The organism is Pseudomonas sp. SH10-3B (genome assembly GCF_019891415.1).
Classification (GTDB): domain Bacteria; phylum Pseudomonadota; class Gammaproteobacteria; order Pseudomonadales; family Pseudomonadaceae; genus Aquipseudomonas.
Genome location: NZ_JAFLXD010000077.1, coordinates 1 through 14,498, shown reverse-complemented (window position 1 = coordinate 14,498; position 14,498 = coordinate 1). Strand labels below are relative to the sequence as shown.

At 62.8% G+C, this 14,498-nt stretch carries 10 protein-coding genes; 8 read left to right on the top strand and 2 right to left on the bottom strand.

Annotation, left to right across the window (positions count from 1 at the left end; translation table 11 throughout):
• Positions 1-131 precede the first annotated feature (131 nt).
• Both narL and J1G35_RS29385 read right to left on the bottom strand, forming a co-directional pair.
• Positions 132-779, bottom strand: a complete 648-nt coding sequence (gene narL, locus J1G35_RS29390; RefSeq protein ID WP_053130227.1) for a two-component system response regulator NarL — start codon at positions 777-779, stop codon at positions 132-134.
• On the bottom strand, positions 776-2,575 hold the full coding sequence (locus J1G35_RS29385; RefSeq protein WP_223016741.1) for a HAMP domain-containing protein: 1,800 nt from the start codon (positions 2,573-2,575) through the stop codon (positions 776-778). Before J1G35_RS29385 ends, narL begins: the two co-directional genes overlap by 4 nt.
• Positions 2,576-2,884: 309 nt before the next feature.
• Between J1G35_RS29385 and J1G35_RS29380 the strand changes: the two genes are divergently transcribed.
• From J1G35_RS29380 to moaA, 8 genes are read left to right on the top strand one after another with little or no spacing between them, the layout of a single operon-like run.
• Entirely contained in the window at positions 2,885-4,141 is a 1,257-nt protein-coding gene (locus tag J1G35_RS29380) for a nitrate/nitrite transporter (protein WP_223016740.1), read from the top strand.
• A 2-nt stretch (positions 4,142-4,143) separates the two neighbouring features.
• The gene (locus J1G35_RS29375) at positions 4,144-5,541 is read left to right on the top strand and encodes a NarK family nitrate/nitrite MFS transporter (protein ID WP_053130235.1); all 1,398 of its coding nucleotides are present in this window, start codon (positions 4,144-4,146) and stop codon (positions 5,539-5,541) included.
• 57 nt (positions 5,542-5,598) lie between these two features.
• Entirely contained in the window at positions 5,599-9,372 is a 3,774-nt protein-coding gene (locus J1G35_RS29370; RefSeq protein ID WP_223016739.1) for a nitrate reductase subunit alpha, read from the top strand.
• 1 nt (position 9,373) lies between these two features.
• A complete protein-coding gene (gene narH / locus J1G35_RS29365) occupies positions 9,374-10,912 on the top strand; it encodes a nitrate reductase subunit beta (protein WP_027607174.1) in 1,539 nt (512 codons plus the stop codon).
• A gap of 3 nt (positions 10,913-10,915) precedes the next feature.
• Entirely contained in the window at positions 10,916-11,671 is a 756-nt protein-coding gene (gene narJ / locus J1G35_RS29360) for a nitrate reductase molybdenum cofactor assembly chaperone (protein ID WP_223016738.1), read from the top strand.
• On the top strand, positions 11,664-12,344 hold the full coding sequence (gene narI, locus J1G35_RS29355) for a respiratory nitrate reductase subunit gamma (RefSeq protein WP_065948144.1): 681 nt from the start codon (positions 11,664-11,666) through the stop codon (positions 12,342-12,344). The genes narJ and narI overlap by 8 nt, the downstream gene beginning before the upstream one ends.
• A gap of 10 nt (positions 12,345-12,354) precedes the next feature.
• Positions 12,355-13,269, top strand: coding sequence for a peptidylprolyl isomerase (locus tag J1G35_RS29350; protein WP_223016737.1), 915 nt, complete (start codon positions 12,355-12,357; stop codon positions 13,267-13,269).
• Between the two features lies 1 nt (position 13,270).
• Positions 13,271-14,257, top strand: coding sequence for a GTP 3',8-cyclase MoaA (gene moaA, locus J1G35_RS29345; RefSeq protein ID WP_223016736.1), 987 nt, complete (start codon positions 13,271-13,273; stop codon positions 14,255-14,257).
• The last annotated feature ends 241 nt before the right edge of the window (positions 14,258-14,498 follow it).

Below are 14,498 nucleotides of genomic sequence, written 5' to 3'. Positions count from 1 at the left end.
AGCCTAGGCGAGGTACCGAGTGGTGGGGCAAGAGCCTTTTGGTTACTTTGGGGCTTTTCCAAAGTGACCCGCCGTAAGGGCGGAACCAATATCAGCCGTTACCGCAGCAACGGATATGTACACAAACAAACTCACCCCGCCTGCCGCAAATGCTCCATCGCCCAAACCGCCGCCTCCACCCGCGACCGTAACCCCAACTTATGCAGCAAATTCTTCACATGCACCTTCACCGTCCCCTCGGTAATCCCCAACTTATGCCCGATCACCTTATTACTGTGCCCACTGGCAATCGTCCTCAGCACCTGCCGTTCCCGCTCGGTCAACTCCACCGCCGCATGCGGTTGCGGCGAGCGCAGGGCCTGGGCCAGGACGCGGGTCAGGCCGGGGCTGATCACCAACGCGCCATGCAACGCATCACGGATGTACTGGATCAACAACTCCGGCTCCATGTCCTTGAGCAGATAGCCATTGGCATCCAGCCGCAACGCATCACGAATATCGTCTTCAGCGTCGGACACGGTAAACAGCAACACCTTGCCGCCATAGTTCATGGCGCGCAGGCGGCGCAGGGTTTCGAGGCCGTTCATGTGCGGCATGTTGTTGTCCAGCAGCACCAGGTCGGGTTGCAGCGCGTCGATCTGGTCCAGGGCTTCCTGGCCGTTGCCGGCTTCGCCGACCACTTGCAGGTCGTCTTCCAGTTCAAGCATCTGGCGCATGCCGTGGCGCATCATCGGGTGGTCGTCGACCAGCAGGATACGGTGGCGATTGGCTGTGTTCATGGGTGGGTGCCTTGTAGGGGTTGCCCGAGAAACTCCGGGTGAAAGCGCAGTTGCACCCGCGTGCCCTGGGGCTCGCGGGGGCTGATGTCGAGGTGGCCGTGCAGGCTGCGGGCGCGCTCGTCCATGATGGTCAGGCCGTGGTGTTCACGTCTGTCGACCTCTTCGCAAAAACCACGGCCATCGTCTTCGATGCTCAGGCTCACGGTCTCGCCCTCTTGGCGCAGTTGCAGCCAGGCGTTTTGCGCATGGGCATGGCGCAGGCAGTTGGAGAGGGCTTCGCGGGTGATCTGCAGCAAGTGGATCTGTTCGCTGGCCGACAGTTGGAAGGCCAGGGCGTCCACGTGCAGGTGCACCTGGAATTCGCCGCGCTGGGAGAACTCTTCGGCGGTGTCCTGTAGCTCCTGCACCAGCCCGGCATCGTGGATTTGCAGGCGGAAGGTCGTGAGTAATTCGCGCAGTTGACGGTAGGCGTTGTTCAGGCCGTCGCGCAGTTCGGCGGTGACGGTGGCCAGGGTCTCCACCGGTTCGCCACGGCGGATCAGGGTTTGCATGCGGCTGACTTGCAGCTTCATGTAAGACAGCGCCTGGGCCAGGGAGTCGTGCAGTTCGCGGGCGATGATGGTGCGTTCGTCGAGCAGCAGCAGGCGGTGGTCCTGCTCCCGCTGGCGCTTGAGCGACAGCGAGGTGCCGATCAGGTTGGCCAGGGCCTGGATCAACTGTTTCTCCCAGTCCTGGGGCGCATGGCCGTCGAGGAAGTGCGCCTTGAGTTCACCCAGTTCCGCGCCCTGGTTGCTGATGCTGAACACCTGGGGCAGTGCGACGTGGATCTTCTGGCAGGAGGCGCAGTCGCCGATGGCGCAGACGTTACGGCCGTTCTCGTGCAGCGACAGCATCTGCTGGGCCGGTGCGAGGAAGTGCCCTTGCAGGCACAGCGACAGGCGCAGCCCTGGCAGACGTTTCTGGAAGCGCCGGATCAGTTCATCCAGGCCCTCGGCATTCGCCAGGCGCGTGGCCAGGCTGCGGCTGCTCTGGTAGAGCAGTTCGAGGGCGGCGTTGGCTTGTTGCAGGTTGAGGGTTTTCTGCCGCACCTGGCTCTCCAGGGTGCGGTGGGATTCTTCAATGGTCTCGGCCATGGCGTTGAAGCTCAGGGCCAGTTGCCCCAGCTCGTCTTCGGAGCGGTGGTTGACCCGAGTCTTGAAGTCGCCGTCACGAAAGCGTCGGGTCGCGTGCACCAGTTCTTCCAGGGGGTTGACCACACCGTACTGCAATTCATACAGGCCGATCAGCAGGATGATCAGCGTGCTGAACAGTGCCAGCCCCTGGATACCCTGCTGCCAGCCTTGTTTCTGTTCGCTCTGTTGCTGCAACAGGCTGACGAACTGGTTGAGTTGATCGACAAAACCCGGCGCGCTGGCCTGGAACAGCCCTGCGTCGCCGCGAGCCAGGGCCGGGTGCAGGTCATCGTTCCAGCGCTGCTGGATCTGTTGGTAGCTCTGGAGCAGGGCGCTGCGCGGACCGTCTTCGAGCACCGCCTTGAGCGATTGGCTGTCGAGGCGTCCTTGCAGGCTGTGGATGATGGCGTCGATCTCGGCGGCAGGGGCACCGGCGGCGAGTTTCCAGCTGAGGTGGTAGGTCTCCATGCGCACCGAGCCGGCGGTGTTGATGGCGGCCGCGTCGCCCTGGCTGAACCAGGCGATCAAGCCGGCGCTCAGCGAACTGGCGAGGGCGAGGATGGCGATCAGGATCACCGCCAGACCGGCGCGAGCGGGCAGGGAGCTGCGCAGCCAGTTAAACATGGCGGCTTAAACGAAGGGGGATGGAAGCCTGCATGGCGGCACCTGCAAAGGGAAAAGGGCTGAAAACCGCAATCCCTGGCGCACTACCTCTAAAGAATTGCCGGCCAACCCTCCCACGGGAAAATACCGGCACAAGAGACCAATCCATTGATAAATAAAGACTTTCTCTTGTTATTAGGACTACCTCCTTAGAGGTATGCGGGGCCAGCATAGCTCCATACCCCCCAGGCGGACGTTGATCTGGGTCAAGTTCCACGGGGGTGTCGCCCCTAACCTGCGCTCATGGAATCACTTTCTGGAGCGCATACCGTGACTCAACCCCGTATGAGACAGGGCCTGGTGCTGGGCATGAGCACCCTGGCTTTCACCGTCTGCTTTATGGTGTGGATGATGTTCGCCGTGTTGGGCGTACCCATCAAAGAGCTGTTGCAACTCAACGAAACCCAGTTCGGCCTGCTGGCCGCCACGCCGGTGTTGACCGGTTCCCTGGTGCGCTTGCCCCTGGGCCTGCTGACTGACCGCTTCGGCGGGCGCATCGTGTTCTTCCTGTTGATGCTCGCCTGTGTGCTGCCGCTGTACCTGATCACCTACGCCACCGCCTATTGGCAGTTCCTGGTGCTGGGCCTGTTCGTCGGCCTGGCCGGCGGTTCGTTTTCGGTGGGCATCGCCTACGTCGCCAAGTGGTTCGACAAAGAAAACCAGGGCTTTGCCATGGGCGTGTTCGGCGCCGGCAACGCGGGCGCCGCCGTCACCAAGTTTCTGGCCCCGGCGCTGATCGCCCTCGGCACCTGGCACCTGGTGCCCAAGGTGTTCGGCGCGATCCTGTTTATCACTGCGCTGCTGTTCTGGTTTCTCACCAGCGAGAACAAGGCCCACCGCAATGCCGACGGCGCCACTTTGCGCGAGCAGTTGCTGTGCCTGAAGGACCCGGCCGTGTGGCGCTACTGCCAGTACTACTCGATTGTGTTCGGCGGCTATGTGGCCCTGGCGCTGTGGATGACCAAGTACTACGTGCAGGAATACGGCTTCAGCCTGCAAAGCGCCGCGTTGCTGGCCGCGTGTTTCTCCCTGCCGGGCGGCGTGCTGCGTGCGGTGGGCGGCTGGATGTCCGACCGCTGGGGCGCCCAGAGCGTGACCTGGTGGGTGCTGTGGGTGAGCTGGATCTGCCTGTTCCTGCTCAGCTACCCGCAGACCCAATTGCAGGTGCAGACCGTCAACGGTCCCCTGGATTTCCACATCGGCCTCAACGCCACCCTGTTCACCGTGCTGTTGTTTGTGATGGGCATCGCCTTCGCGTTCGGCAAGGCCTCGGTGTTCAAGTACATCGCCAATGACTACCCACAGAACATGGGCGCGGTGTCCGGCATCGTCGGCCTGGCCGGTGGCCTGGGCGGCTTTGTGCTGCCGATCCTGTTTGGCGCCCTGGTGGACCTCACCGGCGTGCGCTCGTCCTGCTTCATGTTGATGTACGGCGTGGTCTGGGTGTCCCTGACCTGGATGTACTTCAGCGAAATACGCAAGCAACCGCTGTTGGGCAAAACCGCCCAACCTCTCCAAGGAGAATGAACATGTCCATCGCGCAAAAGCCCGGCTCGGGGCCGGTGATCCACGACTGGCGCCCTGAAGACCCTGCGTTCTGGGGCGCCAGCGGCAAGAAGACCGCGACCCGCAACCTGTGGATCTCGATCCCTGCGCTGTTGCTGGCCTTCGCCGTGTGGATGGTGTGGAGCACGGTGATCGTGCGCCTGAACGCCATCGGCTTTATGTTCACCACCGACCAGCTGTTCTGGCTGGCGGCGTTGCCGGGCTTGTCCGGTGCCACCTTGCGGGTGTTCTACTCATTCATGGTGCCGATCTTCGGCGGCCGCCGCTGGACTGCCCTGAGCACCGCGTCGCTGCTGCTGCCGTCGCTGTGGATGGGCTTTGCGGTGCAAGACCCCAACACCCCCTACAGCGTGTTTGTACTGATCGCGCTGCTGTGCGGTTTCGGCGGCGGCAACTTCGCCTCGAGCATGTCCAACATCAGCTTCTTCTACCCCAAGTCGCAGCAAGGCACGGCCCTGGGTCTGAACGCAGGCCTCGGCAACCTGGGGGTGTCGGTGATGCAGTTCTGCGTCCCGCTGGTGATCACGTTCGGCGTGTTCGGCCTGGTGGGCGGTCAACCGCAAACCTTGCCGGATGGCAGTCAACTCTGGCTGCAGAACGCCGGATTTATCTGGGTGCCGTTTATCCTCACCGTCACCGTGGCGGCCTGGTTCGGCATGAATGACCTGTCCAGCGCCCGTGCTTCGTTCAGCGAGCAGGCGGTGATCTTCAAGCGCAAGCACAACTGGCTGATGTGCTGGTTGTACCTGGCGACCTTCGGCTCATTCATCGGCTTTTCGGCGGCGTTCCCGCTGCTGATCAAGACCTCGTTCCCCGACGTGGTGGCGCTGAAATTCGCCTTCCTCGGCCCACTGGTCGGTGCCCTGGTGCGCCCACTCGGCGGCTGGCTGGCGGACAAAATGGGCGGCGCACGGGTGACCTTGTGGAACTTCGTGCTGATGATCGTGATGGTGTTCGGCGTGCTGCACTTTTTGCCGGTGAACGGGCAGGGCGGCAGCTTCTACGGTTTCCTCGGCATGTTCATGCTGCTGTTCATCACCACCGGCGTCGGCAATGGCTCCACCTTCCGCATGATCCCGGTGATCTTCCGCACCCAGCATGAGAAAGCCAGTGCCGGTAAATCCGCCGCCGAGCGCGAGCAGGCGATCAAGGATGCCGGCAAGGAATCCGCCGCCGTGCTGGGCTTCAGTTCGGCCATGGGCGCCTTCGGTGCGTTCTTCATTCCCAAGTCCTTCGGCACGTCCATGGCCGCCACCGGCAGCCCGGCGATGGCCTTCTACATGTTTGTCGGTTTTTACCTGAGCTGCATCGTCGTGACCTGGTGGTGGTACGCCCGCAAAGGCTGCGCCACACCCTGCTGATCGACCCGAATTCGCCGGGGCAACGCACCCCACGGCACGCCTGATGAGGAAAGCATCATGAGTCACTTATTGGATCAACTGCGGTTCTTCAACCGTAAGCAAAACGAATTCTCCGACGGTCACGGCGAGACCCGCAAGGAGTCCCGCGACTGGGAAAACGTCTACCGTTCGCGCTGGCAGTACGACAAGATCGTGCGCTCTACCCACGGCGTGAACTGCACCGGCTCGTGCTCGTGGAAGATCTACGTGAAGAACGGCCTGATCACCTGGGAAACCCAGCAGACCGACTACCCGCGCACCCGCAACGACCTGCCCAACCATGAGCCGCGCGGCTGCCCACGGGGTGCCAGCTACAGCTGGTACATCTACAGCGCCAACCGCCTCAAGTACCCGAAGATCCGCAAGCCGCTGCTCAAGCTGTGGCGTGACGCGCGCCAGACCCTGTCGCCGGTCGAGGCGTGGGCGAGCATCGTCGAGGACAAGGTCAAGGCCGACTCCTACAAGAGCAAACGCGGCATGGGCGGTTTCATTCGCTCGAACTGGGAGGAGGTCAACGAGATCATCGCCGCCTCCAACGTCTACACCATCAAGCAATACGGCCCTGACCGCATCGTCGGCTTCTCGCCGATCCCGGCCATGTCGATGGTCAGCTACGCGGCGGGTTCGCGTTACCTGTCGCTGATCGGCGGCGTGTGCCTGAGCTTCTACGATTGGTACTGCGACCTGCCACCGGCCTCGCCGATGGTGTGGGGCGAGCAGACCGACGTGCCGGAATCGGCCGACTGGTACAACTCCAACTACATCATCGCCTGGGGTTCCAACGTTCCGCAGACCCGCACCCCGGACGCGCACTTCTTCACCGAGGTGCGCTACAAGGGCACCAAGACCGTGGCTATCACCCCGGACTATTCGGAAGTAGCCAAGCTTACCGACCTGTGGCTCAACCCCAAGCAGGGCACCGACGCCGCGTTGGCCCAGGCCTTCAACCATGTGATCTTCAAGGAATTTCACCTGGATAAACCAAGCGCCTACTTCACCGACTACGCCAAACGCTTTACCGACTTGCCGGTGCTGGTGATGCTCAAGCCGATGACCGGGTTCGCCCCTGGCGCCGGCTTCCAGCCCGACCGCTTCCTGCGCGCCTCGGACCTCACCGGCAACCTTGGTCAGGACAACAACCCGGAATGGAAAACCATCGCCCTCGACGAAAGCGGCGAGTTGGTCTCGCCACAAGGGTCCATCGGCTACCGCTGGGGCGAGAAGGGCAAGTGGAACATCCTCGCGAAGGAGGGCGGTGAAGGCCGTGCCATCGACCTCAAGCTCAGCCTGATCGGTGACGACGTCGCCGAAGTGGCCTTCCCGTATTTTGCCGGCGAAGCCCACGAGCACTTCCAGCACGTGGCTGGCGATGCCGTGCAGTTCCGCCGCGTGCCGGTGCACAGCGTGACCCTGGCCGACGGCAGCGTGGCCAAAGTGGCGACGGTGTTCGACTTGTCCGCCGCCAACCTGGCCATCGACCGTGGCCTGGGCGGCCACAACGTGGCCAAGGATTACGACGACGCCAGCGTGCCGGGCACCCCGGCGTGGCAGGAAGCGATCACCGGCGTCAGCCGCGAGAAAGCCATCCAGATCGCCCGTGAGTTCGCCGACAACGCCGACAAGACCAAGGGCCGTTCGATGATCATCGTCGGCGCGGCGATGAACCACTGGTACCACATGGACATGAACTACCGCGGGCTGATCAATATGCTCATGCTCTGCGGTTGCGTCGGCCAGACCGGCGGCGGCTGGGCCCACTACGTCGGCCAGGAAAAGCTGCGCCCGCAATGCGGCTGGCTGCCCCTGGCCTTCGGCCTCGACTGGAACCGCCCGCCACGCCAGATGAACGGCACCAGCTTCTTCTACGGCCACAGCTCGCAATGGCGCCACGAGAAGATGAGCATGCACGACGTGCTCTCGCCGCTGGCCGACAAGTCGCAATTCCCGGAACACGCCCTGGACTACAACATCCGCGCCGAACGCGCCGGCTGGTTGCCGAGTGCGCCACAGCTCAACACCAACCCGCTGCACATTTGCCGTGATGCGGCTGCCGCCGGCATGACGCCGAAAGACTACGTGGTCAAATCCTGGCAGGACGGCAGCCTGCGCTTCGCCTGCGAACAGCCGGACAGCCCGGTGAACTTTCCGCGCAACATGTTTATCTGGCGCTCCAACCTGCTCGGTTCCTCGGGCAAGGGCCATGAGTACATGCTCAAGTACCTGTTGGGCACCAAGAACGGCGTGATGAACGAAGACATCGGCCACAGCACCGAATGCAAGCCCACTGAGGCCGAATGGGTCGAAGACGGCGCCATCGGCAAGCTTGACCTGGTGACCACCCTGGACTTTCGCATGTCCTCCACTTGCGTGTATTCCGACATCGTCTTGCCGACTGCCACCTGGTACGAAAAAGACGACATGAACACCTCGGACATGCACCCGTTCATTCACCCGTTGTCGGCGGCCATCGACCCGGCGTGGGAGTCGCGTTCCGACTGGGAAATCTACAAGGGCATCGCCAAGGCGTTCTCGGCCATGTCGGTCGGCCACCTGGGCGTGGAGCAAGACCTGGTCACCGTACCGTTGATGCACGACAGCGTCGGCGAACTGGCCCAGCCGTTTGGCGGCACCGACTGGAAAAGCGCCGGTGTGGCGCCGGTTCCAGGCAAGAACGCGCCGAACATGGCAGTGGTGGAACGCGACTACCCGAACATCTACAAGCAGTTCTCGTCGCTGGGCCCGATGCTGGAAAAACTCGGCAACGGCGGCAAGGGCATCAACTGGAACACCGATGAAGAAGTCGAGTTCCTCGGCGAGCTGAACCATCACGAAAGCGCTGCGGGCATCAGCCACGGCCGGCCGAAAATCGACACGGCCATCGACGCCGCCGAAGTGATCCTGTCCCTGGCCCCGGAAACCAACGGCAAGGTCGCCTTGAAAGCCTGGGCCGCGCTGTCGGAATTCACTGGCATCGACCACAGCCACCTGGCGATCTCCAAGGCCCACGAAGCGATTCGCTTCCGCGACATCCAGGCGCAGCCGCGCAAGATCATCTCCAGCCCGACCTGGTCAGGCCTGGAAGACGAGCATGTGAGCTACAACGCCGGCTACACCAATGTCCATGAAAACATCCCATGGCGCACCATCACCGGCCGCCAGCAGTTCTACCAGGATCACCCGTGGATGCAGGCGTTCGGCGAGCAGCTGATGAGCTACCGGCCACCGGTCAACACCCGCACCATCGAAGGCGTGAAGGGCAAGCGCAGCAATGGCGAGACCGAGATCGTGCTGAACTGGATCACCCCGCACCAGAAGTGGGGCATCCACAGCACCTACAGCGACAACCTGCTGATGCTCACCCTGAGCCGTGGCGGACCGATCGTGTGGCTCTCGGAGATCGACGCCAAGCGCGCCGGCATCGAAGACAACGACTGGATCGAATGCTTCAACGTCAATGGCGCATTGACCGCCCGTGCGGTGGTCAGCCAGCGCGTCAAGGAAGGCATGGTGATGATGTACCACGCCCAGGAACGCATCGTGAACGTGCCGGGTTCGGAAACCACCAAGACCCGTGGCGGCCACCACAACTCGGTGACCCGCGTGGTGCTCAAGCCGACCCACATGATCGGCGGCTATGCCCAGCAGGCCTACGGTTTCAACTACTACGGCACGGTCGGTTGCAACCGCGATGAGTTTGTCGTGGTGCGCAAGATGGCCAAGGTCGACTGGCTCGATGGCTCCAGCGGTGATGATTTGCCGCGCCCATTGCCGACTGACATCGAGGAGAACTGAGATGAAAATTCGCTCACAGATCGGCATGGTCCTCAACCTGGACAAATGCATCGGCTGCCACACCTGTTCCATCACCTGCAAAAACGTGTGGACCAGCCGTGAAGGCATGGAATACGCCTGGTTCAACAACGTCGAGTCCAAGCCCGGCATCGGCTACCCCAAGGAGTGGGAGAACCAGGACAAGTGGAAGGGCGGCTGGGTGCGCAACGCCAACGGCTCGATCAACCCACGCATCGGCGGCAAGTTCCGCGTGTTGGCGAACATCTTCGCCAACCCCGACCTGCCAAGCCTGGACGACTACTACGAGCCGTTCGACTTCGACTATCAGCACTTGCACACCGCGCCATTGGGCGAGCACCAGCCGACCGCACGCCCGCGTTCGCTGGTGTCCGGCAAGCGCATGGAAAAGATCGAGTGGGGCCCGAACTGGGAGGAAATCCTCGGCACCGAATTCGCCAAGCGCCGCAAGGACAAGAACTTCGACCAGATCCAGGCCGACATTTATGGCGAGTACGAAAACACCTTCATGATGTACCTGCCGCGCTTGTGCGAGCACTGCCTCAACCCGGCGTGTGCGGCATCGTGCCCGAGCGGTGCGATCTACAAGCGTGAAGAAGACGGCATCGTGCTGATCGACCAGGAGAAATGCCGGGGCTGGCGCATGTGCATCAGCGGCTGCCCGTACAAGAAGATCTACTTCAACTGGAAGAGCGGCAAATCCGAGAAGTGCATCTTCTGCTACCCGCGTATCGAAGCCGGTATGCCGACCGTGTGCGCCGAAACCTGCGTGGGGCGGATTCGCTACCTCGGTGTGCTGCTGTATGACGCCGACCGCATCAGCGAAGTGGCCAGCACCGCCAACGAGCAGGACCTGTACGAGAAGCAACTGGAGATCTTCCTCGACCCGAATGACCCGGCGGTGATTCGCCAGGCCCTGGCCGATGGCGTGCCGCAGTCGGTGATCGACTCGGCCCAGCGTTCGCCGGTGTACAAAATGGCCGTCGACTGGAAGTTGGCACTGCCGCTGCACCCGGAATACCGCACCTTGCCGATGGTCTGGTACGTGCCGCCGCTGTCACCGATCCAGAACGCCGCCGCGGCCGGCACCGTGGGCATGAACGGGGTGATCCCGGATGTGGACAGCCTGCGTATTCCGCTGCGCTACCTGGCGAATATGCTCACCGCCGGCGATGAAAAACCGGTCAAGCGTGCACTCAAGCGCCTGTTGGCGATGCGCGCCTACAAACGCTCCCAGCAAGTCGATGGCGTACAGGACCTGCAAGTGCTCGAAGACGTCGGCCTGAGCGTTGAACAGGTGGAAGAGATGTACCGCTACCTGGCCATTGCCAACTACGAAGACCGCTTCGTGGTACCGAGCGCCCACCGTGAAGACGCCATGAGCGACGCGTTCGCCGAACGCTCCGGCTGTGGTTTCAGCTTCGGCAGCGGTTGCAGCGGCAGCTCCGACACCAACATGTTCGGCGCCAAGAAGGCCAACCGCCGTGACGTGCTGAAAACCGTTCAGATCTGGGAGGACTGAGCCATGCGCATTCTTAAAGTGATTTCGTTGCTGCTCGACTACCCCACTGAAACCCTGGTGAACGGTCGCGATGAACTGGAGCAGGCGATTCTTGAAGCACGGGAAATCAGCCCCAAGCAGCGCGGTGCGTTGTTTGAGCTGCTGGAACTGATCTGCGCCAATGACCTGATGGACGGCCAGGAACACTACGGCGCGTTGTTTGGCCGGGGGCGTTCGCTGTCGCTGTTGTTGTTCGAACACGTGCACGGCGAGTCCCGCGACCGCGGCCAGGCCATGGTCGACATGATGGCCCAGTACGAAGAAGCCGGGTTTGCCATCGGCGTCAAGGAGCTGCCGGACTATATCCCGCTGTACCTGGAGTTCCTGTCCACCCGCGAAGACCTCGAGGCCCGCGAGGGCCTGGCGGATGTGGCGCACCTGTTGGCCTTGCTCGCTGCGCGTCTGGACGAGCGTGAGAGCGGCTATGCGAGTTGCTTCCGTGCGCTGTTGCAGATTGCCGGCGCCGAGCCGCACCAGGCCGTGGCCGAACTGCGTGCCCAGGTCGCCGCCGAACCGCGCGACGACTCCCTCGAAGCCCTGGACAAAATCTGGGAAGAGGAAGCGGTGGACTTTATGCAGGCTGAGCAGCAGGACCGCTGCAGCTCGATGCCAAGCGCCCCCGGCAAGGCCCGCGAAGAAAGCGCGGTGCCGTTGCATTGGGTGGATTTTCAGCAAGAAGGCCGGGCCACAGCGCCCGCCGGGGAGGTGGGTAATGTCTAAGTGGAATTTGCTGGTATTCGGGGTGTACCCCTATGTGGCCCTGGCGATCTGCCTGTTGGGCAGTTGGGCGCGGTTCGACCTGTCGCAGTACACCTGGAAGGCCGGTTCCAGCCAGATGCTCAACAACCGGGGCATGCGCGTGGCGAGCAACTTCTTCCATATCGGCGTGCTGTTCGTGCTGGCCGGGCATTTTGTCGGCCTGCTGACCCCGGCGTCGGTTTACCACCATGTGATCAGCACTGAGAACAAGCAGTTGCTGGCGATGGTCTCGGGCGGCTTCTTCGGCCTGCTGTGCCTGGTGGGCCTGCTGATGCTGGTCAAGCGTCGCCTGGGCGATCCGCGTGTGCGAGCTACGTCGAGTCCGTCGGACATCCTGATCCTGTTGGTGCTGCTCGCGCAGTTGCTGCTGGGCTTGCTGACCATCGTCGCCTCCACCGGGCATATGGACGGCTCGGTGATGGTGATGCTCGCCGACTGGGCGCAGAACGTGGTGCTGTTGCGGCCGGTGGAAGCGGCCGAGTCGATTGCGCCGGTGTCGCTGATCTACAAGGCCCACGTGGCGCTGGGCTTGACCCTGTTCGTGCTGTTCCCGTTTACCCGCTTGGTGCACATGGTCAGCGCGCCGATCTGGTACCTGGGGCGTCGTTATCAAATCGTGCGGCAGAAGTACTGAGGAGAACGTCATGACTACAGGATGCGGATGTGGTGGCGGTAACGGCGGCAGCGGTGGTTGCGGCTCGTCGGCCAAAGAACCGGTGGTGGCCCAGGCTTCTTTCGAGGAGATCAAGGCGCCGGAGTTGATCGCCAGCAGTGAACAGGAATGGCCGATCATCAGCGTCAACGGCGTGGCGGTCACCCCCGAGGCCATGGCCCTGGAGTTGCAATACCACCCGGCCGACAGCCGTGAGGAAGCGGTGTACCTGGCCGCCCGCGCGCTGGTGATCCGCGAGCTGTTGCAACAACGGATCGCCGAGCTGGGCCTGGCGGTGGAGATCGCCGCTGGAGAGAACGAAGAGGAAGCCGCTACGCGCTTGTTGCTGGAGCGCGAGGTCACAGTGCCCGACTGTGACGAGGCTACTTGCGTGCGCTACTTCGAGAACAACCGTGGGCGCTTTCACAGCGCGCCGTTGCTGGCGGCGCGGCACATTCTGCTTGAATGCGCGCCGGACGACGCCGAGGCGCGCCACCTGGCGCGCACCCAGGCCGAAGTCCTGCTGCTGAGCCTGGAAGACCAACCGGGCCAATTTGCCGAACTGGCGCTCAAGTACTCGGCCTGCCCGTCCAAGGCCCAGGGCGGTTCGCTGGGCCAGGTGAGCAAAGGCCAGACCGTGCCCGAGCTGGAGCGCCAGTTGTTCACCCTGGCCCCGGGCCTGGCCGCCAAGCCGCTGGAGAGCCGTTACGGCTGGCACGTGATCAGCGTCGACCAGCGTATCGAAGGCCAGCCGTTGCCGTATGAAGCGGTGGCCGTGGCGATTCGCACCCAGTTGCAGCAAGGGGTGTGGCAGAAGGCATTGGTGCAGTACCTGCAAACCCTGATCGGCGCAGCGGACATCCGCGGCATCGCGCTGCAGGGCGCCGACTCACCGTTGGTGCAGTGACATGAGCCTGGTGGATGGGGTGGGCCGTTCGATCGATTACCTGCGCTTGTCGGTGACCGACCGTTGCGATTTTCGCTGTGTGTACTGCATGGCGAAAAACATGACATTCCTGCCGCGCCAGCAGGTGTTGACCCTGGAAGAACTGCAACGCCTGGCCGCGCTGTTTGTGGGGCAGGGCGTGCGCAAGATCCGCCTGACTGGCGGCGAGCCGCTGATTCGCCCGGGCATTGTCGGGCTGTGCCGCAACATCGCGGCGCTGCCGGGCTTGCGTGAACTGGTGATGACCAGCAATGGCTCGCAGTTGGCGCGACTGGCGCGGCCGTTGGTGGAGGCGGGGGTCAAGCGCATGAACATCAGCCTCGATAGCCTGGATGCGTCGCGCTTTCGTGGGATTACCCGCAACGGTGATCTGCGCCAGGTGCTGGACGGTATCGAGGCCGCGCGGGAGGCGGGGTTCGAGCGGGTCAAGCTCAACTGCGTGGTGATGAAGGGGCGCAATTTTGACGAGGTCCCGGCGTTGGTGCGGTATGCCATTGACCAGGGTGTCGACATCAGTTTTATCGAGGAAATGCCCCTGGGCGACGTGGGGCGGTCGCGGGGGGAGACCTTCTGCGCCAGCGATGAAGTACGGGCGGTGATTGCCCGTGAGCATGGGTTGATCGACAGCACCGAGAACAGCGGAGGGCCAGCGCGGTATGTGCGGTTGGCGGCGCATCCTGGGACGCGGGTGGGGTTTATTTCGCCTAATTCGCATAATTTTTGTGGCAGTTGTAATCGGGTACGGATGACGGTGGAAGGGCAGTTGCTGTTGTGCCTGGGGCAGGAGGAGGCGCTGGATTTTCGCGCTTTGTTACGGCGCTATCCGTTGGAGGATGGGCCGTTGGTCGAGGCGTTGCACAGGGGGTTGAAGGACAAGCCGTTGCGGCATGATTTCAGTGGGGAGGGGGAGGTGCAGGTGGTGCGGTTTATGAATATGAGTGGGGGGTGAGGGGAGGTGTGGGGTGGTACTGAGTACATATCCGTTTCTTCGGTAACGGCTACTTAGGGTTCCGCTCTTACAGCGGGTCACTTTTGGAGGGACCCAAAAGTAACCAAAAGGTCCTCGCCCCAACACTCGGCACCTCGCCTAGGCTCGGTGTGCCCGAACGAAGGCTTTGGAGCGTGGGCCGCCGCGATGGGCCATCCTTGGCCCAGCGCGGCTAACCCGGCGTCCTGCCGGGTTACCCACG